Origin of the sequence: Roseobacter sp. MED193 (assembly GCF_000152965.1) — a bacterium.
In the GTDB taxonomy this organism is placed as follows: Bacteria; Pseudomonadota; Alphaproteobacteria; order Rhodobacterales; family Rhodobacteraceae; genus Pseudophaeobacter.
Window position 1 is genome coordinate 2,578,557 of record NZ_CH902583.1, and the last position, 25,667, is coordinate 2,604,223.

At 59.7% G+C, this 25,667-nt stretch carries 14 protein-coding genes; 8 read left to right on the top strand and 6 right to left on the bottom strand.

Annotated elements, in window-relative coordinates; translation table 11 throughout:
• The first annotated feature begins 87 nt into the window (after positions 1 to 87).
• The 3 genes from MED193_RS14735 (at position 88) to yaaA (ending at position 3,420) form a co-directional block, all read left to right on the top strand.
• On the top strand, positions 88 to 375 hold the full coding sequence (locus MED193_RS14735) for a YggT family protein (protein ID WP_009810539.1): 288 nt from the start codon (positions 88 to 90) through the stop codon (positions 373 to 375).
• A gap of 160 nt (positions 376 to 535) precedes the next feature.
• The gene (recQ, locus tag MED193_RS14740) at positions 536 to 2,608 is read left to right on the top strand and encodes a DNA helicase RecQ (RefSeq protein ID WP_009810540.1); all 2,073 of its coding nucleotides are present in this window, start codon (positions 536 to 538) and stop codon (positions 2,606 to 2,608) included.
• 41 nt (positions 2,609 to 2,649) lie between these two features.
• A complete protein-coding gene (yaaA, locus tag MED193_RS14745) occupies positions 2,650 to 3,420 on the top strand; it encodes a peroxide stress protein YaaA (protein ID WP_009810541.1) in 771 nt (256 codons plus the stop codon).
• Positions 3,421 to 3,429: 9 nt separating this feature from the next.
• Here yaaA and MED193_RS14750 read toward each other — a convergent pair whose 3' ends face one another.
• The gene (locus MED193_RS14750) at positions 3,430 to 5,763 is read right to left on the bottom strand and encodes a response regulator (protein WP_039966231.1); all 2,334 of its coding nucleotides are present in this window, start codon (positions 5,761 to 5,763) and stop codon (positions 3,430 to 3,432) included.
• A gap of 358 nt (positions 5,764 to 6,121) precedes the next feature.
• On the opposite strand from MED193_RS14750, the gene MED193_RS14755 reads away from it, so the two are divergent.
• Positions 6,122 to 11,488 carry an alpha-2-macroglobulin family protein gene (locus tag MED193_RS14755; RefSeq protein ID WP_157041361.1) on the top strand — a complete coding sequence of 1,789 codons (5,367 nt, stop codon included), beginning with the start codon at positions 6,122 to 6,124 and terminating at the stop codon, positions 11,486 to 11,488.
• A 104-nt stretch (positions 11,489 to 11,592) separates the two neighbouring features.
• Complete coding sequence (pbpC, locus tag MED193_RS14760) at positions 11,593 to 13,596, top strand: penicillin-binding protein 1C (protein ID WP_157041489.1); 2,004 nt, start codon at positions 11,593 to 11,595, stop codon at positions 13,594 to 13,596.
• Positions 13,597 to 13,615: 19 nt separating this feature from the next.
• Here the strand turns inward: pbpC and MED193_RS14765 are convergent, their stop codons facing one another.
• Genes MED193_RS14765 through MED193_RS14780 form a run of 4 tightly spaced genes read right to left on the bottom strand, consistent with a single transcriptional unit; the run spans position 13,616 to position 20,419 of the window.
• Positions 13,616 to 15,685: a membrane protein gene (locus tag MED193_RS14765; protein WP_009810545.1), complete on the bottom strand. Its 2,070-nt coding sequence runs from the start codon at positions 15,683 to 15,685 to the stop codon at positions 13,616 to 13,618.
• Positions 15,686 to 15,696: 11 nt separating this feature from the next.
• Entirely contained in the window at positions 15,697 to 18,507 is a 2,811-nt protein-coding gene (locus tag MED193_RS14770) for a DUF4159 domain-containing protein (protein ID WP_009810546.1), read from the bottom strand.
• A complete protein-coding gene (locus tag MED193_RS14775; RefSeq protein WP_009810547.1) occupies positions 18,504 to 19,415 on the bottom strand; it encodes a DUF58 domain-containing protein in 912 nt (303 codons plus the stop codon). The genes MED193_RS14770 and MED193_RS14775 overlap by 4 nt, the downstream gene beginning before the upstream one ends.
• A complete protein-coding gene (locus MED193_RS14780) occupies positions 19,412 to 20,419 on the bottom strand; it encodes a MoxR family ATPase (protein WP_009810548.1) in 1,008 nt (335 codons plus the stop codon). Before MED193_RS14780 ends, MED193_RS14775 begins: the two co-directional genes overlap by 4 nt.
• 64 nt (positions 20,420 to 20,483) lie before the next feature.
• Here MED193_RS14780 and MED193_RS14785 point away from each other — a divergent pair, with 64 nt between their 5' ends.
• The 3 genes from MED193_RS14785 (at position 20,484) to MED193_RS14795 (ending at position 22,255) form a co-directional block, all read left to right on the top strand.
• The gene (locus MED193_RS14785) at positions 20,484 to 21,071 is read left to right on the top strand and encodes a DUF1285 domain-containing protein (RefSeq protein WP_009810549.1); all 588 of its coding nucleotides are present in this window, start codon (positions 20,484 to 20,486) and stop codon (positions 21,069 to 21,071) included.
• Between the two features lie 117 nt (positions 21,072 to 21,188).
• On the top strand, positions 21,189 to 21,950 hold the full coding sequence (locus MED193_RS14790) for a hydroxypyruvate isomerase family protein (RefSeq protein ID WP_009810550.1): 762 nt from the start codon (positions 21,189 to 21,191) through the stop codon (positions 21,948 to 21,950).
• 68 nt (positions 21,951 to 22,018) lie between these two features.
• Positions 22,019 to 22,255 (top strand): DUF2798 domain-containing protein, encoded by a 237-nt coding sequence (locus tag MED193_RS14795; RefSeq protein ID WP_009810551.1) that lies wholly within the window; start codon positions 22,019 to 22,021, stop codon positions 22,253 to 22,255.
• A gap of 364 nt (positions 22,256 to 22,619) precedes the next feature.
• Here the strand turns inward: MED193_RS14795 and polA are convergent, their stop codons facing one another.
• Positions 22,620 to 25,427: a DNA polymerase I gene (gene polA, locus MED193_RS14800; RefSeq protein ID WP_009810552.1), complete on the bottom strand. Its 2,808-nt coding sequence runs from the start codon at positions 25,425 to 25,427 to the stop codon at positions 22,620 to 22,622.
• Positions 25,428 to 25,667 lie beyond the last annotated feature (240 nt).

The window sequence follows — 25,667 nt, forward strand, 5'->3', positions numbered from 1 at the left end:
CCAATGGTCAACCGCAACCTCGGGGAAGCCTTGCACATAAGCACAGGGCTGCTTACCTGTAGGGCTGCTATTCCAAAGAGGTAAAGAATGCTCTCTCTGTTCCAAATTCTGCTGCTGATCCTGGACATCGTCTGGTTCTTTATCATTGCTCATGTGATCATGAGCTGGCTGATCAATTTCCAAGTGCTGAACCTGCAACAGCAACTGGTGAGCCAGATCTGGTATATGCTACAGCGCATTCTCGAGCCCCTATACGCGCCGGTACGCCGTATTCTGCCAAATATGAGCGGCATAGATCTGGCTCCGCTGGTGGTGTTGATTTCTGTCTATGCTCTGCGCATCATCATCCAGAACAACATGGTCTATTTCTACTAAGCCTTTCTGCGGGCCTGTGATGGGCTGCTTCCGGTGGATGATCTGAGTAAAACTAGGGGGGCGAAGCGTAAAGCTTTGCCCCTTGCTCTTGCCGCCCGAATCGACCTGTGGGATTGTGGCCACCAAATCAGAGCAGCCGCACCCAACGAGGTCCCACTTCATGACAGCCGCGTCCGCGATCACCGAGACGGAGAGCAGTGCCACTCCGCTGCTGCGTGAGATTTTTGGCTTTGATGCCTTTCGCCCCGGCCAGGAGGAAATCGTCGATGCGGTGACGCGGGGCGAAAACGTCTTGGCGATCATGCCCACAGGGGGCGGAAAATCCCTGTGTTTCCAGTTGCCCGCGCTGCAACGGGCCGGCATCACTGTGGTGATTTCACCTCTGATTGCCTTGATGCGCGATCAAGTGCGGGCTCTGCAGGCCGTTGGTGTCACGGCAGGCGCGCTGACCTCCGGCAATACCGAAGCAGAGACCGAGGCCGTCTGGCAAGCCATAGAGGCAGGTGAGCTGAAGCTGTTGTACATGGCGCCAGAACGGCTGGCATCCGGATCGACGCTCAACATGTTGCATCGCATCAATGTCAGCCTGATCGCCGTGGATGAGGCCCATTGTGTCAGCCAATGGGGCCATGACTTCCGCCCCGATTATCTGCGCATTGGCGAGCTGCGTCAGGCGCTGGATGTGCCGCTGGCGGCCTTTACCGCCACCGCCGATTCCGAGACCCGCGAAGAAATCACACGCAAGCTGTTTGACGGCCATGCGCCGCGCGCCTTTCTGCGTGGATTTGATCGGCCCAATATCCATCTGGCCTTTGCCGCCAAGGACGGTCCTCGACGGCAGATCCTTGAGTTTGCAGCGCCGCGTAAGGGGCAGTCGGGCATCGTCTACTGTGGCACCCGCGCCAAGACCGAAGACCTGGCCCGCGCCCTGCGGGATGCGGGGCATGCGGCCTGCCATTATCATGGTGGCATGGAGGCAGGGGAGCGTCGCGATGTGGAGGTGCGGTTCGCGCGCGAAGATGGGCTAATCGTGGTGGCCACGGTGGCCTTTGGCATGGGGATTGATAAGCCGGATATTCGCTGGGTGGCCCATGCGGATCTGCCCAAATCGATCGAATCCTATTATCAGGAAATTGGCCGCGCCGGCCGTGATGGGGCCCCGGCCGAGACGCTGACGCTCTTTGGATCTGATGACATCCGTCTGCGCCGCAGTCAGATCGACGAGGGTCTCGCCCCCCCCGAACGCCGGGCTGCTGATCATGGTCGGCTAAACGCCTTGCTGGGATTGGCTGAGGCGCTGACCTGCCGTCGGCAGAGCCTGCTGGCCTATTTCGAAGAAGAGTCTCAGCCCTGTGGCAATTGCGATCTCTGCGATAGCCCGGTGGAGGTTTTTGACGGCACCACGGCGGTACGCAAGGCGCTCTCGGCTATTTTGCGCACCAATGAGACCTATGGCGCTGGGCATTTGATCGACATCCTTTTTGGCAATGAAACCGACCGGGTGCGGGAAAAGGGTCATAACGATTTGTCGGTCTTTGGCTGTGGTAAGGAATACAGCAAACGCCAGTGGCAGGCGGTGTTTCGGCAAATGATGGGCCATGATCTGGTGCGCCCTGATCCCGAACGCCACGGCGCGCTGCGGATGACCGAGGCAGCGCTGCCGGTGCTGAAAGGGGGGGCGCAGATCTCCCTGCGCAAGGATACCATCAAATCTGCCGAACGCCGTCCGGCGGTTAAAATGCTGGTGTCCGAAGAAGATGCGCCGCTTCTGTCGGCCCTGAAGGCCAAGCGCCGGGCGTTGGCGGAGGCGCAAAAAGTGCCGGCTTATGTGGTGTTTAACGACAAGACGCTGATTGAGATGGCGGAAACCCGACCTGAAACCCTGGACCAGATGGCGCGGATTGGTGGTGTTGGTGCAAAAAAACTGGATCGCTATGGCGATGAGTTTCTAGAGGTGATCAATGGCGCCGTAGAGCAAGTGCACCCCCAGCGCCGCAAACTGGCAACACGGGCCGGCGCGGGTACGATCTACGACGCCTTGATGGATGCGCAGAGCCAGTTGATCCGTGGCGATTGTGGCACGCTGAAACCGCTTAGCTGTCCAGCTACCATGTTGGCAAAGCTGGCTCAGATGCGTGCGGAGGACAGCCGCAGCATCACGATATTGCTGGGAGAGCGTCGCGCTGAGAGATTCTTGCCCGCTTTTCTGGACGTTTTGCGTCAGACTGATTAAGTCTGGAAAAAGGAAACAAATCGGAAACAAAGGAGCGCGCGATGCTGGTAGTGGTGTCCCCGGCCAAGAAGCTGGATTGGTCGGAGCAAGATCAGGAGATGACCTTCCCTGACTTTCAGAGCGATGCCATCGCTTTGAACGCTGTGGCGCGTGACCTTACGGTGGCCGAGCTGATGAAGTTGATGCATATCAGCGAAGATCTGGCCAAGCTGAACTACGACCGGTTTCGCGATTTTGCCTCAGACCCCAAAGCCGAGGATCTTCGCCCCGCCGCGCTGGCCTTTGCAGGCGACACCTATCAGGGACTGGAAGCCAGTTCGCTGGATCCTGACGAATTGGCCTGGGCACAGGATCATTTCCGTATTCTTTCGGGGCTTTATGGTCTGCTGCGGCCACTGGATGCGATGCAGCCCTACCGGTTGGAAATGGGCTCGAGACTGACCAACCCACGCGGTAAGAACCTGTATGAATATTGGGGCAGCCAGATCGCTGAGGCGCTGAATACGCAGGCTGAAACAACCGGGTCGCAGGTGTTGGTAAACTGCGCCAGCCAGGAGTATTTTGGTGCGGTTGATTTGAAAGCCCTGAAGCCGCAGGTGGTGACGCCAGTCTTTATGGAAGACAAGAATGGTACCCCAAAGGTGGTGAGCTTTTATGCCAAACGGGCGCGTGGGGCGATGGCGCGCTATGTGATTCAAAACCGGATTTCCGATGTTGCGAGTTTGCAGGAGTTTGACAGCGGCGGCTATGCTTACCAACCACAGATGTCGGAGCCGCTGAAGCCAGTGTTCTTGCGTAAGGTCTCTGCTTGAACCGGGACCTTATGCGGCCGAGGTCGTCTCAACCTCTTGGAAACCTTCTGAGACATGCTGCAGGATGCGCTCCAAGATAACGGCCTTGCGCAGGGGCTTGGTCAAATAGTGATCCAAACCAGCAGCCAGGATACCATCGGAATCTCCGGTCATGGCATGGGCTGTCAGGGCGACGATGGGGACGTGTCGCCCTGTGAGGGCTTCGAGCTTGCGGATCTCGCCTGTGGCCTCTTTGCCGTCCATCTCCGGCATTGAAATGTCCATAAAAACCAGATCGGGTTCAAAGGATTGATACAGAGCCACCGCCTCGACACCGTTGTTGGCAAATTGAAGCTCAATATTGAGATCTTTTACCATCTTGCGGAAGACCAGCTGATTGGTTCTGTTGTCTTCGGCTGCCAGAATGCGCATCTGCCGCGCGCCGCTTGGCTCGGGATCGGGCAGCGGGGGAGCGGACGCATTGTCGGCGGCATAGGCCTCTTCCAGGGTCTGGTCGGCGCACCCTGGTTGCGTTTCAGTTCGGTCCGTATCGATTTGGCCCATTTCAAGCTGGGGCTGCTCAATCTGGGGTGGCTGGTCTTCAGCAGGTGCTGAGGCATCCTGCTTGTCCAGTAACCCATTTCCGAGGCTTTCAAGTTTGGCGAATAGCTCACCACGCGGGGTGGGACGGGGCAGCAGGTCTATGTTGAGATTTTCGATGTCCGTGGCGTTGTACTCATGCGGGTTTGAACAGAGCATCACCATGGGAGCGTCTGGCCAGCCGCCCTGCCGCAATTGTTGTGCCAGTTCTAGCCCACCACCACCTGAAATGGCATGATCGCTAAGGATCAAATCAATGCCGTCATTCATTTTGCTCAGGGCGTCTGAGACGCTGTCAGCGGTTGTGGTTTCCACCCCGAGCAGCATCAACTGGCGCTGAAGAATTTCACTGTTGAGGGTGGAGTAGTCCACTAGCAAAATGTGGCGCAGGCTTTGGGGCAGCTTAGGCGTGCCTGCATGGCTCCCTTCGACGATGGGCAAGGGAATACGGAACCCAAAGCAAGACCCCTTGCCTTCGTCGCTTTCGACCCAGATTTCACCCTTCATCAATTCGATCAGACGGCGCGAGATTGCCAGTCCCAGACCGGTACCCTCGAACTTACGATTGCGCTCGTCTTCAACTTGGTTGAACTCTCCGAACACGTGATCGATTTTTTCTACCGGGATGCCAATTCCGGTGTCCTCGATCATGCAGTGCACTGCACAGGTGCCCTCTTCGGGGTTGGAAATGCCGGTCACGCGGAGCGTTACATGGCCTTCGTTGGTGAATTTCACTGCATTGCCGGCCAGGTTGGTCAAGACCTGCCTAATTCTCCCTGGGTCGCCCACAAACTGGGTTGGCAGGAACAGATCGTAGTCCACCAGAATCGTGAGCCCTTTATCGCGGGCTGTCGGCTGCAACAGCATGACGATTTCATGGATGCAGCGTTCCAGATCAAAGACTTCTTCGTGCAATACCAGCTTGTCGGCTTCGATCTTGGAGTAATCGAGCACATCGTTGATGATCACAAGCAGTGCTTCGCCTGAGTTCTTGATGGTATTGGCGTAGAGTTTCTGTTCATCGCTCAGCGTGGTGTCGTTGAGCAATTCAGCCATGCCGACAACGCCGTTCATAGGCGTGCGAATTTCGTGGCTCATATTGGCCAGGAATGCGGATTTGGCCCGGTTGGCGGCTTCGGCCCGCTCACGGGCGCTGCGCAGTTCTTCCTCGTAGTTTACTGAGGTGGTGATATCAAGCGCGAGGCTCACCACATCGCCCCCATGGCCGCGTTGGTCAATCAAGCGAAGATAGCGATCGTCCCACATCTGGATCACCACCGGCTCTGGTGACATTGATAACCAGCGTTCGCTCATCATAGCGCGCCAGCTATCGGGTTTCATTTCGCCGGTGTTGACCAACCCTTCGTCCGTCAGGATCTGCAAGATGCGCATGTAGGATATACCCGGCGCGGCCTCCTCCAGCCCATCAAAAAGGTTAAGATAGGCGGTATTGGCGCCGATGAGCCGACTGTCGGCGTCAAAAAAGGCGAAACCATCCTGAAAAGCCTGGATCGAGTGCCACAGCCTTCGCTCGGCGGTTTCGATCTTTTCATTGGCTTGGCTCAGGTCTGATTTAACCTTGGCATTTTCATCTCGGACAGTTGCCACCTCTGCCTGGGTTTCACCAATCTGTTTGGTCAGCGCCAGCGCATGGCGGCCCAGCTTGCGATTCGCAGCTGACAATTCGGCCTGCTTGAGTTCAAGCAGCCGCTCCGCCGCCAGTCTTGCCCGGCGTTCTTCCGCGAGTTTGTCAGCAAGGCTCATCCCTGCGGGCTCCATCAAATATAACAAACAGTTTCCCCAAAAAAGGGGAGGAACGTCGGGTGTAAAATTAAAGGTCTTGGCATCTGTCTTACGCGTGAATTTCTTGCTATGGCGTTAAGCCCGTGCCAGCCTATGAGTGATTTAGGAGGGCGTTATGCCAGTTTGTTTCTTTGCACGGTTCCATATTTTTGTTCATGAGTTTTATCTGGGTGCTCTTCGACCAGCGTGGCGAAGGGACAGCGAAGGGCGTGCAGGCCGCTGCCTTTCGGCGGCTGCAAGCGTCCTGTCACTTTCGTACATCACTGTTTTTGCAACATTCTTCGCAACCATGACGCGGGCCGAACCGGTGATTCCATCGATGCGGTATCAGGCATTTATGGATACCGACTATTATGGTTCGGATTTGCAGGCTTTGTTTGATACCGATCTGACGTCGTGCCAGGCGGCCTGTAGTGCGCAGAGCAACTGTTCTGGCTTTGTGTACAACTCGCGGTCCAACGCCTGTTTCCCAAAACAGACAATGCAGACAGCTTCGCAGTTCATCGGGGCTATTTCCGCGTTGAAACAGATCCAGCCTGCCGAGCTTGTGGCCCAAGGCACAGCGCGTGCTCAAAGGCTAAGCACTCTGCGGAAGGGGGATTGGACCCTGGCCAATCAGACAGCTGAAGAGATTGGCCGCCTGTTTCCCTCTGAAGGAGAGGCGCTGGAAGACATGGTTGCGGCGGCGCAAATCCAGGCCCGCGGCGGCAATACCTCAGGCGCGCTGCGTTGGTTGGCGCAGGCGGTTGCGCTCAGTGATGAGGCCGGGCTTTGGGCTGAATACTCTGCGGTACTGCTGCGTCATAGCAATTCATCTGGAAACACCAGCACCAAGCGGAAGATGCGCAAACAGGCGTTGGCGGCTGGCCTCAATGCCTATCTGCGTGCCTCTGGCAATGAGGTGCAGGTCAACGGGTTGGTTACAGCGGCTCAGGCTCTCGAACAATTGGGACGGGGCAAGGATATGCTGCCGCTCCTGCGTTTGGCCGAAGAAATCGCGCCGCGACGGGATACGGCACGACTGCTGGACCGGATGATCGAGAAATACGGCTTCCGTGTCACTGACAGCAGGGTGCAAAGCGACAGCGCTACTCCGCGTCTTTGCGTCGAGTTTTCCGAACCCCTGCTGCTGAGCGGCGTTACCTACGAGGATTACCTTAAACTATCGGCGCCAGGTATTGTGGCCACCGCCGAGGGGCGTGAGCTTTGTATCGAAGGGCTCGAACATGGGCGGCGTTACCGGATGACCCTGCGCAGTGGCCTGCCCGCAGGAAATGGGGATGCGCTGATCAAGGATGTCGAGCTTACCCATTATGTCAGCGACCGCAGTCCAGCGGTACGTTTCCCTGGGCGGGCCTATGTGCTGGCCAAAACCGATCAGGCGGCCTTGCCGATTGAGACTGTCAACCTGACAGAGGTGACGTTGCAACTACGTCGCGTGAGCGACCGCAACCTGCTGCGCAGCATTCAGGATGGCTATTTTGGCCGCCCCCTGTCGCAGTGGCAGGAGGAGCACTTTGCCAGCGACATCGCAGAGGAGGTCTGGAGCGGCACGGCAACGGTGCAAAGCACGCTGAACCAAGATATGATCACACGCCTGCCTCTGACTGAGGCCATTGCTGATCAGCCGGTGGGCATCTATGCGCTTTCGGCCAGTTACAAGGGCGCTGACCCCTATGAAAACCCCAGTGCCACCCAGTGGTTTGTCCTGACGGATCTTGGCCTCAGTACCATGTCCGGCAGCGACGGGCTGCATGTGCAGGTGCAGGCCTTGTCTGATGCCATGCCCCGCGCCGGAGTTAAGGTAACGCTGATCTCCAACGCCAATGCTGTACTGGGCAAGGCAGAGAGCGACGCGAGCGGCTATGCGCATTTTGCTCCCGGTTTGGCGCGTGGGCGGGGCGGTGCTGCTGCAGCAATGCTCCAGGCCCAGGTCATGGGCGAGGATGGAGTTGAGGATTTTGCTTTTCTGTCCCTGAAAGATGCTGCCTTTGATCTGTCCGATCGGGGTGTCGAGGGGCGACCTTCTCCGGGGCCTGTGGATGTGTTTTTGGCCACCGACCGGGGCGCCTACCGTGCTGGTGAAGTGATCCATGTCACCGCATTGACCCGTGACAGCAGGGCGCAGGCGATTGACGGCCTGCCGCTCACCGCGATCCTCTCTCGTCCAGATGGGGTGGAATACAGCCGCCATGTCTCAACCGGTGGCGAGGTGGGGGGGCATGTCTTTGCTCTGCCAGTGGGGGGCACAGCACCTCGCGGCACCTGGCGATTAGAGATCAAGAGCGATGTCAAAGCGCCAGCCCTGGCCAGTCGTCAAATTCTGGTCGAAGATTTCATGCCAGAGAGGATTGACTTTGACCAAAGCATTGCCAACGCGGAGAATTTGCGCCCCGGAGAATTTGCCCAGCTTGATATCGCTGCGCGCTATCTCTTTGGCGCACCAGGGGCGGATCTGGGCATTGATGGCGATCTGCGCCTGCGCCCGGTTAGCACCCTGGAAAAGTGGCCTGAATATCACTTTGGCCGCTTTGATGCGCCGCGCGACAGCCAGCGCAACTATTTTGGTGGTGACAATACCGATGCCAGTGGCGCAGCCCGCGTAACCGTAGAGCTCCCGATGGTTGAGGCCGCCGGCATGCCCTTTGAGGCCACATTGTCTACCCGGCTGACAGATGGATCTGGTCGCCCGGTTGAGCGCACAATGGATCTGCCGGTACGCCCCTCTGGTCCGATTCTGGGCATCAAGCCCTTGTTCGATGGTGTGGTTGCCGAGGGCACAGAGGCGGGGTTTGAGCTGATAGCCCTGTCTCCGGACCAAAGGCTGATGCCGATGCGGGTGAAATGGAGCCTGAACCGGATCGAGACTCGTTATCACTGGTATCAGCTTTATGGCAATTGGAACTGGGAACGCAGCACCCGTCGCAAAAGCGTCGCCACGGGCGAAGCCCTGCTGGAGGAAGCACCTTTTCTGCTGTCCGCGCCCACGGATTGGGGCCGTTATGAATTGGTGATTGAACGACTGGATGGCGCCTACGTTGAGGCAGCCCTGGATTTCTATGCGGGGTGGTACGCCCCCGCCGATGCCTCGGCCACGCCGGACCAGTTGGAGATCTCCCTGGATGCCGAGAGCTATCAGCCCGGCGATACGGCCCAGCTGCGGCTGGTGCCACAAAGCGCAGGAACGGCGCTGATATCGGTGTTGTCGAACCAAGTGATCGAACGCCACGCGGTTGAAGTCGAGGCGGGCGAAGTGCTGGTGCCGCTTACGGTCACCCAGGAATGGGGTAGCGGCGCTTATGTCACTGCAATGATGTTACAGCCGCTGACTGGCAAGACCAGCCGCACCCCAACCCGGGCATTGGGGCTGGCCCATGCCACGGTGATCCAACCGGGACAGGAGTTGCAAGTCGCCATCGAGGTGCCTCAGGTGGCTCGCCCCCGCAGTACTGAAATGGCGGAGATTTCCGTTACAGGCGCCGCACCGGGCGAAGAGGTCTGGCTGACAGTAGCTGCTGTGGATTTGGGTATTCTCAATCTCACAGGGTTCAAGAGCCCGGACCCCAGTGCATATTACCACGGCCAGCGCCGTCTGGGCATGGAGCTGCGCGATATCTATGGACGGTTGATTGATCCGGGAAACGGGGCTTTTGGGCAACTGCGCTCTGGCGGCGACGCAGATCGCGGCTTGCAGATGCAATCCCCACCACCCACGCAGGACCTGGTGGCTTTCTTCTCTGGCGCTGTGAAAGTTGATGCCGACGGTATGGTTGCTTTTCCGATGGAATTGCCCGCCTTCAATGGCACCGTGCGGTTGATGGCCATGGCTTGGTCGAAGACCGCGGTAGGTCAGGCTGAGGCGGATATGCTGGTGCGAGATCCGGTTGTTGTCACAGCGTCCTTGCCACGTTTCCTGGCTCCTGGGGATCAAAGTCGTATCAGTATCGAATTGGTTCATGCCGATGGTCCCACCGGAGAGATGACCCTACTGGCGCAGTCTCTGGGCGCTGGCATCACGCTGGGTAATTTACCCGGATCCATCACCCTGGGCGATCAGGGTAAGGCGGTACTGGAGTTGCCGGTCACGGCAACGGATGTGGGCGACCCCGAGGTGGTCCTGTCGCTGATTACCCCGGATGGCAAGCATCTGAGCCAGGTCTTGCGCCTGCCGGTGCGGGCCAACGATCCGGTTCTGGCCAGCACCCGCCGGTTTACTTTGAACAAAGGTAGCAGTTTTCAGCTGACGGAGGATGTCTTTACTGGGCTCAGGCAGGGGACCGCACGGGCGGTTTTGTCGGCAGGTCCACTGGCGAAATTTGATGTTCCAGGCCTGCTCGCAAGCCTGGATCAATATCCCTATGGCTGTACTGAGCAGGTGACCTCTAAGGCGTTGCCGCTGCTCTATCTGTCTTCGGTGGCGCAGTCACTGGGCTTGGGGCGCGGCCCTCAGGTTGATGCCCGAATCCAATCGGCGATCCAGCGGGTGCTGACGCGCCAGGCCAGCAACGGCGCCTTTGGCCTGTGGCGGGCCGAAAGCGGTGACTTCTGGCTGGATGCATATGCCTCTGATTTCCTGTCGCGGGCGCGTCGGCAGGGTCACGCGGTTCCTGAGTCTGCATTTATGCGGGCAATGGACAATCTGCGTAATCGTCTGAACTATGCCTCTGACTTTGATGACGGCGGCGAGGACGTGGCCTACGCGCTATTGGTCCTTGCTCGCGAGGGTGCCGCCTCGATGGGGGATCTGCGCTACTATGCAGATGTTAAGGCGCGTGCCTTTGCTACCCCCTTGGCTGCGGCGCAGCTTGGCGGGGCCCTGGCAGCCTATGGAGACCAGCGCCGGGCTGACAGGATGTTTGCCCGCGCTGCAGAGTTGCTGCAGCAGGCAGAGCGGGAAGGCCCGGTCTGGCGTGCAGATTATGGTACCCAGCGCCGCGATGCCGCGGCAGTACTGGCTTTGATCACCGAGGCCGGCACCGACGTGATCAGCGCTGAGATGCTGAGCCGCCGTGTCACCGCTGATACCGATCGGATGTCGACGCAGGAATCCGCTTGGACGCTCTTGGCGGCTCATGCGCTGATCAAAAACCCCGAGGTTTCGGGGATGCTGGTAAATGGTCAACCCTCAGAGGGGCCATTCTTGCAGGTCGCAGGTGGCCAGGGCTTGCCAGAGATGTCGATCTCCAGCGCCAATGGCGCTGCCACAGATCTCACTCTGACCACCCTGGGCGTGCCCGAAGTCCCGCCCGCTGCCGGTGGCTATGGCTATACTATCGAGCGCAGCTACTACAGCCTGGAGGGACAGGAACTGCCAGGCGATGCCTTTAGGGTCGGGGAGCGGTTTGTCACTGTGCTGAAGGTCACACCGCATGAAGCCGTGGGGGCGCGGTTGATGGTCAATGATCCGCTGGCGGCCGGCATTGAAATCGATAATCCCAACCTGCTGCGCTCGGGGGATCTGCGCGATTTGGCTTGGCTGAAGCCCAGCTCGGCAGAACATGCAGAGTTCCGCAGTGACCGGTTCTTGGCGGCGATTGACCTCTCAGGGCGCAAAACCGCGACCCTGGCCTATATCAGCCGTGCTGTAACGCCAGGGAGCTTTCATCGTCCGGCGGCCCAGGTTGAGGATATGTATCGTCCTGCCTATCGGGCGCATACTGATGCGGGTTCGGTTATTGTCCGGTGATTTGGCGCTATACAGCAAAGGCACGCATGTCTGCGTCTTTGGTTGAGCAAAGGAGCAGATCTGGATGGGGGCTTTGGTACCTGGGCTTTGCTTTGGCTGTTGTTATGGCCGTTGCCGTGGCGGGTTTTCAGCGGTTTGAACAATGGATCAGTGAGACCGAGCTACCGGTGACGTTGGCTGAGACCTCGACTGAGGTGCTGGACAGGAACGGAGCGCTGTTGCGGGTCTATCCGGTGGGGGATGGTATCTGGCGCATGGCGCCACAGCTAGAGCAGGTGGACCGAGATTTTGTCGCCATGCTGATCGCCTATGAGGATAAGCGGTTCTTCTCCCATGCGGGGGTTGACCCCCTGGCCATGTTGCGGGCCGCGGGGCAGGCGCTTTGGCACGGGCGGACCGTCTCGGGAGGGTCAACCCTGACCATGCAGCTGGCGCGGCTGCTGGAAGATGGCACCACTGGGGCCTGGGCTGGAAAGCTGCGCCAGATCCGTCTGGCACTGGCGCTAGAGCGCCGTCTATCCAAGTCGCAGATCCTGACGCTGTATCTCACCCATGCGCCCTATGGCGGCAATCTCGAAGGTATTCGGGCTGCGAGCTATGCCTGGTTTGGCAAAGGGCCTAAGCGGTTGACGCCTTCTCAGGCGGCCTTGTTGATCGCCTTGCCACAATCGCCGGAGCGGCGCCGCCCGGATCGCGCACCTGCGGCGGCTGGTGCCGCCCGGGACCGGGTGCTGGAACGGCTAATGCGGGCCGGGCTGTTGAACGCCACAGAGGTCGATGTGGCGGGGCAGGCGCCCTTGCCGCGCCGGATGCAGGGCTTCCCACGTCTGGCGCCGCATCTGTCAGATCGGATTTTGGCGGCGCGCCCTGGTGTATCGCGTTTGGCGTTAACCCTAGATGCACAGCTACAGGCCAAAATGGAGACCCTCGTGGCAGAGGCAGCCCGCAGGGCCGGGGCGCGGGTCTCAGGCGCGCTTTTGGCGGTGGATCATCGCAGCGGCGAGATCCTGGCCTCGGTGGGCTCGCCCTCCTATCAGGATAGCACCCGCCAAGGGTTTGTCGATATGACACAGGCCGCGCGTTCGCCGGGGTCCACGCTGAAACCTCTGGTCTATGGGTTGGGTTTTGATTCCGGTCTGGTCCACCCTGAAAGCCTGATCCATGACGGTCCTATAGAGTTTGACGGCTACGCGCCGCAGAACTTTGATGGGGAGTTTCGCGGTGATCTGCGGGTGCGTGAAGCGCTACAACTGTCGCTGAACATCCCCGTTGTGCGGCTGGCTCGCGAGATCGGTCCAGCGCAGCTCTTGGCGGTGATGCGGCGCGGGGGGGCTAGGCCTCAGCTGCCAGGGGGCAAGCCTGGACTGGCCATTAGCCTGGGGGGGATCGGCACCTCCCTGCAGGATTTGGTGCAGATCTATGCCGGGATAGCTGCCGGTGGCAGGGGGATGCAGCTGCGGGCAGATCAGGCCAGCGGTGCGCAGGAACTGTCCCGTATGATGTCAGAGGTTGCTGCTTGGCAATTGGGGGATATCTTGCGCGGGCTGGCGCCCCCACCTGGGGCGCGGGCCGACGTACTGGCCTATAAAACCGGGACATCCTACGGTCACCGCGATGCCTGGGCGATCGGATGGGATGTGCAACATGTGATTGGCGTCTGGATGGGCCGTGCAGATGGCACACCGGTACCGGGTGCCTTTGGAGGTGAACTGGCCGCACCAGTGTTGTTTGAGGCCTTTGGACGTCTAAAACCTGAAGTCACTGCGCCACCAGCACCGCCAGCGGCAACCCTGATTCTGGGGGCTGCCGAGTTGCCGCTGCCGCTGCGCCGCTTCCGTCCGCGTGACGCGGTTTTTGCCCAGAACGCGGCAGCCCCGCAGGTATTATTCCCTCCAGATGGCGCGGGGCTGGCACTGGACGGGGCACCTCTGGTGGTCAAACTTCGCGGCGGCAGCGCGCCTTTTGCCCTCCTGGCTGATGGCCGGGTTCTGGTCAAAGGCCAGCGGCGGCACGAATTCGAGGTGCCCAATCCGGGACCGGGCTTTGCCAATCTTGTCGTTGTGGACAGTGCAGGTCATAGCACGAGCGTTCATGTCGAGATTGACTGACCTGCTCTCTAGCCTGCCATCACAAGGGCCGCTCACGTCGTCCTTCTCGCAGCCAGCCAGCGATGACAAAACCTGCCGCCAGTATGAGGCCAAGCCAGGCGGGTAGCAGTGCGATTTGCGAGACAGAGCGTGTCTCATAGGCGCTGCGGGTCGTGAGCCCGATCCAGCCGCGTCCAGATGCTGGGCGTCCAGCGCGGACATCGCGTAGGCGGGGCAATCCTTCTTCCAGCGCCAGGGCGCCACCGCGCAGCGGGGCCAGCACAGGCGCCATAAGATCTGCAGTGGCAATGGTTTGTTGAAACTCTCGCGGAGCCGCAGGGCCAAGGCCAACAACCGCATCGGCGGCGCCTTCAGAGAGGCGGTAAAGACCGGGCTCGGCGCCAGTATAGCTGGCTTCCCACAGGCCCGGTGCGCGTTCTGTCATTGCCAAAAGGGTTTCGCCACCATCGGGACCGATCACACTCAGCTCACCTGCAGTGCCGCTCATTCTGCGGCGAAACACCTGCATAGTCTGTCCAGTGACCTCGGCCCAAAGCATTTCTTCTTCCAGTTCTGGTTCTTTCATCATCCAATGGGCCAGTCGCCGCAGAAGTTCGAGCTGGGGTCCGCCGCCCTGATATCCCCGGCTCCAAAGCCAGGCGTGATCCGAGGCCAAAAGTGCTACCCGTCCGGCTGCCACCCGGTCCAGCACCAACAAAGGCCGGGTCTCAACGCCCTCCATCAGGACATGGCCCTGTGGTGCGGCTACTTCGATCTGGCGCAGCCAGCTGCCCCAATGCGGCATGCCTTCCGGCCCCGGTGGCTCCAGCCCTGCGGTAACGGGGTGACGATGACCGAGATCAGTGATCTCAGGGCGATAGGCCTGTTCCAACACTCGCGCTGTGGGGGCTGCGGGCAACACCCGTGAAAGCGGTGAGCGATAGATGGAATCAGCGCTGGCAAAATCCGGCCCCGCTGCCACCAGCACAGCGCCGCCCTGTTCGACATAGTTGGCCACATTGTCGAGGTAGATCGCGGGCAGGATGCCGCGCCGTTTGTAACGGTCAAAAATGATCAGATCAAAATCTTCGATTTTCTCCAGAAACAGCTCTCGGGTGGGAAAGGCGATGAGGGACAGTTCATCCACCGGCACCCCATCCTGTTTTTCCGGCGGGCGCAAAATGGTGAAATGCACCAGATCAACCGAGCTGTCTGATTTAAGCAGGTTGCGCCAGGTTCGCCCGCCAGCATGGGGCTCGCCCGAGACCAAAAGCACACGCAGCCGATCCCGCACGCCATTGATCTGCACCAAAGCGGCATTATTGCGATCAGTGAGCTCGCCGTCGACGTCGGGGGTGGCAAAGCGGATCACATTGCGCCCACCGTGGGGGAGGGTAAGTGGCAAATCAAAATCCACGCCAAGCGGCAGGTTGAAGCGCTGCGGCGGGCCGCCATCGATAGAGATTTCCAGCGGTGCCTGACGTTGACCTGCGGGGGCAGCGCCTTGATCTTCAATGCGAAGGGTGAGGGTCACAGGTTCGCCGATGATGGCAAAGGCTGGTGCATTGCGCAGAATCAGGCGCCGATCCCAATCTCCCTGCCTGCCCGTCATCAGCAAGTGCATTGGCGCGGGCAATTCAATCGGATGGTCGGTGTCATGTATCTGGCCATCGGACAGAGCAATGATGCCGGCAACGCGCCCCTGTGGCTCATCGGCCAGCGCCTGGGACAGGGCCTGCAGCAGGGTGGTCCCGCTGTCTCCGGTGCCATCCTCAAGAGTGATCCAGCGGGTCTCGGTATTGGGGCGGGCCTTGAGCTGGCGGTCCAGCGAGGCTTGGGCCTCGGCCATCTGCGCCTGCCGATCTGACAGCTGCTGGCTGGCGGTGTTATCGACCGCCACCAGCACAATGTCGCTCAGTGGTGCCCGGTCTTCGCTTTGGCGCAGGGGGCCAGTCAGGGCGCCCAGCAGGCAGAGCGCGGCCAGACCGCGCAGGCCCCAGCCAGGCAACCGCCGCCATAGCGCCAGCACCAGACTGGCCAGCACCAATGTGGCCAAGCCCCAGATTACGGGCCAGGGCAGTAGCGGGTCAAAAAGTATTGTGTGGTTCATCAAATCCGCTCCTATTGTCCCAGCCGTTCCAGCAGGGCCGGCACATGGACCTGATCAGATTTGTAGTTGCCAGTGAGCACATGCATCACCAGATTGACGCCAAAGCGATAGGCGAGCTCTCGCTGGCGTTCGCCAGAAAAGCCGCGCCCCACTGGCAACATCGGTCTGCCATCCCTATCCACGGCCCAGGCTGCGGCCCAGTCATTGCCGCCGATCACAACCGGCGTCACCCCATCGTTCAGATCACGAAAGGGGATGCCCTCGACCTGTTCGGCATCCGCGGGCGCAGCTTCGACCCAAAGCGCGCCACGCGGGTGACGGCCCGGGAAATCCTGCAGTAGGTAAAAGGAGCGGGTGAGCACATGGTCACTGGGCAGGGGCTCCAAGGGCGGGATATCTAACGGCAGCGCCAGCTGCTGTAGCCGCCGGGTGGCCGGGCTGGCAGTACCACTGGCCGCATGTCCCGCATCGCGGGTGTCAAACAGGATCATGCCACCAGAGCCGAGGTATCGATTTAACTGTGCGTAGGCCTTGGCCGAGGGCAGTGGCTGGCGAAGGGTGACAGGCCAATAGAGCAGAGGATAAAGCGCGAGATCATCACGTTCCAGGTCAATACTTACCGGAGTGGAAGGCTCAACAGAGGTGCGAAAGAACAGCGTATCCGACAGCCCGCGCAGCCCGGCGAGAGCTATTCGATCTGTTTGGGCATCCCCCGTCAGCACATGGGCCAGAGTTAACTCCCCGGCGCGCAAGACATGTTCGACGGGTGCGCTTTCGGGGGATAGATCTTCCTGCGCTGTCGCGGGAGATACGCCTGCAAGCCCTAGTCCGAACCCGGTTCCCAGGAAAAGGGCAATCATCGCCAGGCTCTTTGCACGGGGCAGCAGGCCACTAATCAGCAGCGTCGCCACCACATCGAGGGTGAGCATAACCAGTGCCAGGCCTAGCAATGCCCCCGCCAAAGCCTGCTCTTGGGATTTGTTATACCCGACCTCGGTGACATCCGCTCCCCAGGTGGCGGCGGTCAGCAGATCGCCCTGAGAAAGCGTATTGCGTGCCAGGCTGCGGCCATTGCTTTGATACAGGCCAGGTCGCAGCTCAGGCCCGGTTGGGGCTTCGACCAGGTCGGGACCGGTCACCCCGGGAAGTGTCGCGGCATCGGCTTTGCGGCCAAACCCGTCCAGCACGGCGATGGGGCGCCACGTGGTTCCCTCCAGGCTTTGTGCCTCTGGGGGTTTTGCAGCCGAAGACACTGCGAGCCGCTCCAACATACGCACAAATAGGCCGGAAATTGGCAGGTTGCTCCATTCTGCATTGGCCGTGACATGAAACAGCACCACTTGCCCCTGTCCCAGCTCCTTGCGGGTGACCAAAGGCGTGCCATCTTCAAGGGCGGCAATTACGCGAGACGCGAGACTTGGGTCGGGCTGTGCCACCACCTGTGAGGCAACAGAGACCTCGGCCGGGATGGTGAGGCCAAAGAAGGGAGAGGCCTCAGGGAAGGGCGCCAGTGTTTTGGGCTCGCCCCAGCTCATGGCGCCACCGATGCTGCGACCGCCAATACGCAGGCGCACGGGGAGCAACACCTCTTCGCTGTCGCGGGCAGTATCGCTGGCCGCCAGGCGCGGTCCGGCAAATCGGAGGAGAAGCCCACCTGCCTCAATCCAAGCGGTCAGTTCTGTTTGAACATCCGGTGCTATGCGGGCTACGTCGGCCAGAACGATTACGTCCGGGTTTGCAGGCAAAACTTCGCCCAATGTCCCCTCAATTAGATCCGCAGTGGGTTTCAACGCCTGGCGCAGGTAGTGCAGCGGTGACAGCAGGGCGAGACCTTCATCCGGTGCACCAGAAGACACCAGGGCTACCTCGCGGCGTCGCAGACTGTCGTCGCTCAACGCCACAGCCCCGGCAGCGCGCTGGTCCAGGAGCTCAAAGCGTTCAATTCGGGCGCGTAATTCTGACGGCAAAGAGAGCTGCAGGCTGGCGCTATCGGCACCTGCGGCAAACTCTGCGGTACCCTGCGCTAGGGTGCGCTGGGTTCCGCCAGGATCGCGGCCGCGCGCCAAGACCTGGACTGCGCGGGCACCCAATGCAGTGCCCTGCGGCTGGCTGCGCCTTAGCGAAATCTCGAGCGCCCCATCTTTTGCAACGGGGGGCATGAGCCCCAGTACAGGCAGGCCAGAGGAGATCACCGTCACGTGGCCCTGGAGCTTAAGAGCCTCAGTTATGTCATCCTGCCCCTCATAGGCCAGACCATCGCTAAACCAGAGGCTGTCAAAAGATTCGGCACTGGCGGCCAAATGGGTCACAGCGCTGCTGATTTGATCGCCAGTGGGCTGCCAGGCCTGCGGCAGCAGGCCTGGTAATTGCTGTTGCCAAGTACTGGCAGCCTGGAATTGTAGCGCTCTGGGAGTGGTGAGCTGTAGCAGCGCGACAGGACGGTTGGCGCGACCTGCTTCTTCCAGGTGGGCAGTGATTTGCTTGGTGGTTTCCTGCCATCCCGTGGCCCCGGCCCAGGTGCCATCCAGCACCAGCAAAAGCGGCCCGGACCCGGCGTCGTTGCGGGCTGGGTTCAGTACTGGCCCAGCAAAGCCAAGGATCGCCGCCGTCACGGCCAAAAGCCGCAACAGGAGGAGCCACCAGGGGGTGCGATCGGATTGGCGGTCCTTATCAGTGAGCCCCAGCAAAAGAGTTACGGCAGGAAAGATCTGTTTCTTTGGTGCCGGTGGCACCGCGCGGAGCAGGATCCACAGCAGCGGCAGCACCAACAGCCCCAGCAACAGCCATGGCGCAGTAAAGCCAAGGCCACCAATCACCGTCATGTCTGCCCCCGATCCATCGCGTGATAGAGCCACATCAGAGCGACAAGCGCAGGGTCATCACAGTGATGTTGCCCCATGCGCCATCCCGCGGCGCGGCACAGGCGGTCCAGTGCATCGCGCCGTTCTGCCAAGCGCCTCAGGTATTCATCGCGCAGGGATGCAGCCTTGAGTGTTTCATGGGAAAGCGCGCCGCTGACGCTTTCAAAGCGGGTGCGGCCTGCAAAAGGAAAGCCTTCTTCAGCCGGGTCCAGCACCTGCAGCAGGACGCCATGCACGCCGCGATCTGCAGCCTTGGAGAGGGCGCGTTCCAAGGGCTCAAAGGGGCCAAGGAAATCGGAAATGAAAAGGGCGCGGGCATGGGGTGCCATGGCGCGATCTTCGGGAGGGGCATAGTCCTGGGTGTCATCGGCGCTCAGCGCATCACAGAGCCGCAGGATCTGCAGGTTGCCCCGTCGCGGCGGCAAGCTCCCTCCGGTGAGCCCAACCCGCTCACCAGCGCGCAGCATCAGGATCGACAGGGCCATGCCAATCAACCGGGCACGATCAATCTTGCGTGGCAGCTCGGGGGTTGAGGCAAAGCGCATGGAAGCCCCTTGATCAATCCAGAGGTGCACTGTCTGGGCAATCTGCAATTCGCGTTCACGGACAAATTGCTGATCCCCGCGAGCAGAGCGGCGGTGATCGATCATCCGCCGACTGTCGCCTTGTTGTAGCGGGCGGTACTGCCAGAAATCATCCCCCATACCAGCCCGCCGCCGTCCGTGATCACCGCCTAGCACTGAGCCGGCCAATTGCTGTGCCTGCACCAAGAGCGGCGGCAGAGCACTGGCGGCACTCTCGGCACCGACGCGCAGCTGTACGGCCCCGGTTGTGGGGACGGTGTGTTGGGACGTGGCGGTTTGGGTCATGCGGCGATCCCGTTCTGGCCCAGATCTGTAGCGGTCTGTGCGATCAGATCGCTGAGGCTGTCTCCGCGGGCGCGGGCGGCAAAGGTCAGCTGCATCCGGTGGCTTAACACCGGCAACGCCATGTCGAGTACGTCTTCGGCATTGGGAGCCAGACGGCTTTGTAGCAGGGCACGAGCGCGTACCGCTAGCATCAGGGCCTGGGCTGCGCGAGGGCCTGGGCCCCAAGCGACGGTCTGCGCCACCCGGTCCGAGACGCCGGGTTCTTCGGGGCGGAAGGCACGCACGAGGTCAAGGATCATCTCTACCACGGAATCGCCCACTGGCATACGTCGCAGCAGCTCCTGCGCTGCGATAAGATCTTCAGGGGAAAAGACCTGATGCGCTGTGTCTTCTTCTAACCCTGTGGTGGCCAGCAGGATGTCTCGCTCAGTATCGCGGGTGGGGTAGGGCACATCAATCTGAAACAGGAAGCGGTCGAGTTGCGCTTCGGGCAGGGGATAGGTGCCCTCCTGCTCGATCGGGTTTTGCGTTGCCAGCACATGAAAGGGCAGCCCCAAGGACCGATTCTCGCCTGCGACGGTTACCTGACGTTCCTGCATCGCCTGCAACAGAGCCGACTGGGTACGCGGGCTGGCACGGTTGATCTCATCCGCCATCAAAAGCTGGCAAAAAACCGGACCAGGCACAAAGCGAAAGGCGCGGCTGCCGTCCGTATTGGTATCCAGCACTTCGGAGCCAAGGATATCTGCAGGCATCAGATCTGGGGTGAATTGCACCCGTTTGCCATCTAGCCCCATGACTGTTGACAGAGTTTCAACCAGTCGGGTCTTGCCCAACCCCGGAAGCCCTACCAGCAAACCATGGCCGCCACAGAGCAGGGTGGCCAGTGTCAGGTCGACGACCCTCTCTTGTCCGATGAAGCGGCGGGTGATCGACTCTCGTGCGAGCTGTAGTTTTGCTTCCAGAGCTTCAATCTGGTCCAGTAGATCGTCAGGTTCGGACATGACATTCCTTTCGTGGCGCATATATGGTCTTACTGTATCGCGGTTGAGGGAAATGGCAAAAGCAATGAGTGGACAAAATACTGTGACTCCATCGGCAGATGGGCTGGCTGCCTCGATCAAGGCAGCGGGCAAGGCTAGCGCAAAGGGCGGTTTACCGCCGGTGCATCTGTGGAACCCGCCCTTCTGCGGTGATCTGGATATGCGGATCGCCCGCGATGGCACCTGGTTCTACCTGGGCACGCCAATTGGGCGATTTGAGCTGGTCAAGCTGTTTTCCTCGATCCTAAAGCGCGAAGAGGGCAAGTATTTTCTGGTGACCCCGGTGGAGAAGGTCGGCATCACCGTAGATGATGCCCCCTTTGTTGCGGTTGATTTTGAAGCCAGAGGCGAAGGTGCGGCGCAGGAACTTTTGTTTACCACCCATGTTGGTGACCAGATGCTGGCAGGCCATGATCATCCGATTCGGGTCGAACGCGACGCCGAGACCGGCGAACCTTCCCCCTATGTGCTGGTGCGCAGTGATCTGGAGGCGTTGATTGATCGCAAGAGCTTCTACCGCCTGGTGGAGCTGGGCTGTCATCATGACGGTTGGTTTGGGCTCTGGTCAGGGGGGGCGTTCTTTCCGGTGATCCCATCGGATGAACTGCCCTAGTGTTTTTTGGGGCTAAGGCCGCTTTGGGGATTAGAAAAAATGCGTTGTTTTCTCTGCTTGGCTGAGGGCCCGTGTTGGGGTTAGACCGTTGACGACGACAGACAGGAGGTCTCTGACATGCCACGATTTGCGGCAAATATCTCTATGCTCTTTGCTGAGCTGCCCTATCTGGATCGTTTCGCAGCGGCAGCCAACGCAGGGTTCAAAGCGGTGGAGATCCTGTCCCCTTATGAGTTCGCAGCCAAGGAAACCCAGAGGGCCTTGTTGGCCAATGGGTTGGATCTGTTGCTGATCAACGCGCCGCCGCCCAATTATACTGGTGGCGAGCCGGGGTATGCGGCACTGCCCGGCGGTACCGACCGGTTCCAAAGGGATATTCGCCGGGTGCTGCGCTATGGCGAGGTGCTGAATGTGGGGCTCATCCATGTCATGGCAGGCTATGCGAAAGGCGATGAGGCGCGAGATACCTTTATCACCAACCTGCGCTGGGCGGCGGATTTTGCGCCCAAGCAGCGCTTTACCATTGAGCCGTTGAATGCCGGTGATCAGCCTGGCTATTTTTTGGATGATTACAATCTGGCGGCCGAGGTCCTGGAGGCGGTGGACCGGCCCAATGTGGGGCTGCAGTATGACGCCTATCATGCGCAGATGATCCATGGCGATGCCTCCAAGGTCTGGGAGAGTTTTGGCAAACAGGCCGTACATGTGCAGATTGGTGCTGCACCCAGCCGATGCGAACCTGGTACCGGGCCAATTGATTTTGGTGCCCTATTTCAAGCCATTGATGACAGTGGATATGAGGGCTGGGTGAGTGCGGAATACACCCCCTCTACACTACGGACAGAGGATAGCTTGGGCTGGTTGCCTGCCCAAGGTTAGGCTATTTACATTCTTTATGTGGAATGTGTAACTTGTAGCACCTCTGTCATTTCACAAGGAAAGCTGCATTGATTCCCGCTCGTTTTGCCCCTGCACTGGTTGGGTTGATCCTCTCGGGACTGATGTCCTGTATCGTTACTCTGGTGGCAACTGTGAAAACACTAGGCTTGAACGATGAAGTGTTTCCAACTTGGTTGAATGCTTGGTTGTTTGGCTGGCCGATTGCCTTTGCGGTGGTGCTAATCGCAGGACCGGCGGTGCGTGGTCTGGTTTCGAAATGGGTGAAGTCGTCTTCGAAGGTCTGAAATTTTTCCACGGTTGGCGCTCCCGCAAATTCCGAGACATCCCGAGGGTGTCTCTCTATTGTTGGGGGGGCGCCGCGCTGACGCGACGCGCAGAGAAATTGCTGAGATACGCATAAGGGTCAGGTCTGCCCTGACGCGCGATTGCTAGGATAGAATAATCCGAGTAGCCTCAAGGGCAAGCCGCCCAGAGCGCGGCGGCTTTGCCGCCCTTGACCCGAATCGGCCCCACAGGGCCGAACCAATAGGAAATGGGTTGCATATTGGCGCTGCCGCGTCGCGCGTCGGCGCGGCGCTAGGCCCAACGGGGGAGGATCAATCTTTGATTGTTCCGAGACGGGCGGGAGCCCCCCTCTGCAACAGGAATTTAATGCGCTTCGGCCCAGTTGTTGCCCCTGCCGGCATCAACGCTGAGCTTTACATCCAGATGAAGGGCGGGATCCGCTGCGTTTTCCATGACCCGGCGCGCAGTCTCAATGGTCTCTTCCACCGCCGCTTCCGGCACTTCAAACAACAGTTCATCATGGACTTGCAGCAGCATCCGCGCAGGCAGATGGGCGATGGCGGGCGGCATTTTCACCATGGCGCGACGGATCACATCGGCGGCCGTGCCCTGGATCGGCGCATTGATGGCAGCACGTTTGGCAAAGCCGGCACGCGGACCTTTGGCGGCGATTTCAGGTGTGTGAATCTTACGGCCAAACAGGGTCTGCACGTAGCCGTGTTCCTTGGCGAATTCCACGGTCCGGTCCATATAAGCACGGATGCCCGGGAAGCGCTCAAAATAGCGGTCGATAAAGCCCTGCGCCTCGGCACGAGGGATGCGCAGATTGCGGGCCAGACCAAAGCCCGAGATGCCGTAGATGACGCCAAAGTTGATTGCCTTGGCCTGGCGTCGGATATCTGCTGTCATCTCTTCCATTGGCACATCGAACATTTCCGAGGCTGTCATGGCGTGAATGTCCTGACCGGCGGCAAAGGCGGCTTTCAGCGCGTCAATCCCGGCCACATGGGCAAGAATTCGGAGCTCGATCTGGCTGTAGTCGAGCGACAGGAGCACATTGCCCTGTTCCGGCACAAAGGCCTCGCGGATGCGGCGGCCTTCTTCGGAGCGTACCGGAATGTTTTGCAGGTTGGGATCCGATGAGGCCATACGGCCAGTATTTGCCCCGGTCTGGATATAGGAGGTATGTACCCGGCCCGTGTCCGGATTGATATGGTCCTGAAGCGCGTCCGTGTAGGTTGACTTCAGTTTGCTCAGTTGCCGCCAATCCAGCACCAGCGCAGGCAGGGCATGCTCGGTGGCCAGATCCTCGAGGATATCTGCACCCGTTGCATAGGCGCCGGTCTTACCCTTTTTGCCGCCGGGCAGCTCAAGCTTATCAAACAGGATTTCGCCAAGCTGTTTCGGTGAGCCGACATTGAAGGGCTGACCCGCCAGCGCGTGGATTTCATCTTCCAGCGCCGCCATTTTCTGGGCAAAGGCATTGGACATGCGGCTCAGGGTGTCGCGATCCACCTTGATGCCATTGCGTTCCATCTCAGCCAGCACGGGGACCAGCGGGCGCTCCAGGGTTTCATAGACCACTGTTACCTGCCGCTGATGCAGTTCGGGCTTGAAGTGTTGCCAAAGGCGCAGGGTGATATCGGCATCCTCGGCGGCATAGGGCACCGCGTCGGCAATGGGCACCCGGTCAAAGGTGATGGCGGATTTACCGGTGCCGAGCAGAGGTTTGATTGGGATCGGTTTATGATCGAGATAGCGCTCCGACAGGATATCCATGCCGTGGTTATGCTCGCCCGCGTGCAGGGCATAGGACATCAGCATAGTGTCATCGATCGGGGCTACATCAATGCCATAGCGATGTAGGATCTTAGCGTCATACTTCATGTTCTGGCCGATTTTCAGCACCGCGGGATCCTCGAGCATCGGCTTCAGCATTTCGAGGGCCTGTTCCAATGGCATCTGCCCCTCAGCCAGACCTTCGCCACCAAAGAGATCGTCGCCCCCTTGTTTATGGGTGAGCGGGATATAGCAGGCGGTGCCCGGTTCGACACAAAGCGACACACCCACCAGATCCACAACCATGGCATCCAACCCGGTGGTTTCGGTATCTATCGCCACATAGCCACGCTCATAGGCTTGGTCGATCCACTCCTGCAGGCCTGCGGCATCGCTGATACATTGATATTTCTCAGCATCAAAAGCCACGGCAATGGGGGTTTCGGGCGCAGCAGAACCGCCAGAGGTGCTGACCTCTGGAATAGCTGGAGCCTCACGCCCCAGCTGATCCGCCATGCGTTTGGTCAGGGTGCGGAACTCCATATCAGCGAGGAAACCCAACAGTACTTCTGGATCTGGATCCAGAACTTCCAGGTCTTCGAGGGAGAAATCCAGCTCCATGGCGCAATCCAGCTGCACCAGTCGTTTGGACATCTCGATCTGGTCACGTTTCTCGATCAGAGTCTGGCGCCGCTTGGGTTGTTTGATCTCTTCGGCGCGATCCAATAATTCCTCGAGCGAGCCATATTCATTGATCAAAAGAGCAGCGGTTTTGATGCCGATGCCAGGCGCGCCGGGCACGTTATCGACACTATCGCCGGCCAAGGCTTGCACATCGACCACCCGGTCAGGGCCAACGCCGAATTTCTCGTGCACGCCCTCGCTGTCGATGCGCTTGTTCTTCATGGCGTCCAGCATTTCAACACCGCCGCCGACCAGCTGCATCAGATCCTTGTCCGATGAAATGATGGTGCAACGACCGCCTGCATCGCGGGCCTGATGGGCGAGGGTTGCGATGATGTCGTCGGCCTCAAACCCTTCGACCTCTTTGCAGGCGATATTAAAGGCGCGGGTGGCGTCTCGGGTCAGCGGGAATTGTGGGCGCAGATCTTCGGGTGCGGGCGGGCGATTGGCTTTGTAAAGCTCATACATGTCATTGCGGAAACTCTTGCCGGAGTGGTCAAAGATCACCGCCACATGGGTTGGGGCATCTGGCCCCTTGTTGTCTTCGACCTGTTTGAACAACATGTTGCAAAAACCCGCCACAGCCCCGATGGGCAGCCCATCAGATTTGCGCGTCAACGGCGGCAGCGCATGGTAGGCCCGAAAGATAAAGGCCGAGCCATCAATCAAATGCAGGTGGCAGCCTTTGCCGAATTTACTCTCGCTCATGGGCTGATGCTCCGGGTGTTACGCGTTTGCCCCGTTATCCGCGATCCAGAGGATAAGGGCAATTGCCCATTCGTTGCTGTTGAAGCCTCAGGGTTCTTTGGTTCGTCAAAGCTCGGGCAACGCAGCGCTGCGGAGCCAGAGCAAAACGGTAGAGATCTGTGCGCTTCGATGCCTAGGGGTGACTTTACTCTGCGTCATCTTGAAACGATGGTAATATGACCGATAGGGGGCGTTGGGGAG

Excerpts from the sequence above, each read along its gene's own strand:
- MED193_RS14735 (WP_009810539.1), top strand. The coding sequence starts at position 88 with ATGCTCTCTCTGTTCCAAATTCTGCTGCTGATCCTGGACATCGTCTGG.
- recQ (WP_009810540.1), top strand. The coding sequence starts at position 536 with ATGACAGCCGCGTCCGCGATCACCGAGACGGAGAGCAGTGCCACTCCG.
- yaaA (WP_009810541.1), top strand. The coding sequence starts at position 2,650 with ATGCTGGTAGTGGTGTCCCCGGCCAAGAAGCTGGATTGGTCGGAGCAA.
- MED193_RS14750 (WP_039966231.1), bottom strand. The coding sequence starts at position 5,763 with ATGAGCCTTGCTGACAAACTCGCGGAAGAACGCCGGGCAAGACTGGCG.
- MED193_RS14755 (WP_157041361.1), top strand. The coding sequence starts at position 6,122 with ATGCGGTATCAGGCATTTATGGATACCGACTATTATGGTTCGGATTTG.
- pbpC (WP_157041489.1), top strand. The coding sequence starts at position 11,593 with ATGGCCGTTGCCGTGGCGGGTTTTCAGCGGTTTGAACAATGGATCAGT.
- MED193_RS14765 (WP_009810545.1), bottom strand. The coding sequence starts at position 15,685 with ATGAACCACACAATACTTTTTGACCCGCTACTGCCCTGGCCCGTAATC.
- MED193_RS14770 (WP_009810546.1), bottom strand. The coding sequence starts at position 18,507 with ATGACGGTGATTGGTGGCCTTGGCTTTACTGCGCCATGGCTGTTGCTG.
- MED193_RS14775 (WP_009810547.1), bottom strand. The coding sequence starts at position 19,415 with ATGACCCAAACCGCCACGTCCCAACACACCGTCCCCACAACCGGGGCC.
- MED193_RS14780 (WP_009810548.1), bottom strand. The coding sequence starts at position 20,419 with ATGTCCGAACCTGACGATCTACTGGACCAGATTGAAGCTCTGGAAGCA.
- MED193_RS14785 (WP_009810549.1), top strand. The coding sequence starts at position 20,484 with ATGAGTGGACAAAATACTGTGACTCCATCGGCAGATGGGCTGGCTGCC.
- MED193_RS14790 (WP_009810550.1), top strand. The coding sequence starts at position 21,189 with ATGCCACGATTTGCGGCAAATATCTCTATGCTCTTTGCTGAGCTGCCC.
- polA (WP_009810552.1), bottom strand. The coding sequence starts at position 25,427 with ATGAGCGAGAGTAAATTCGGCAAAGGCTGCCACCTGCATTTGATTGAT.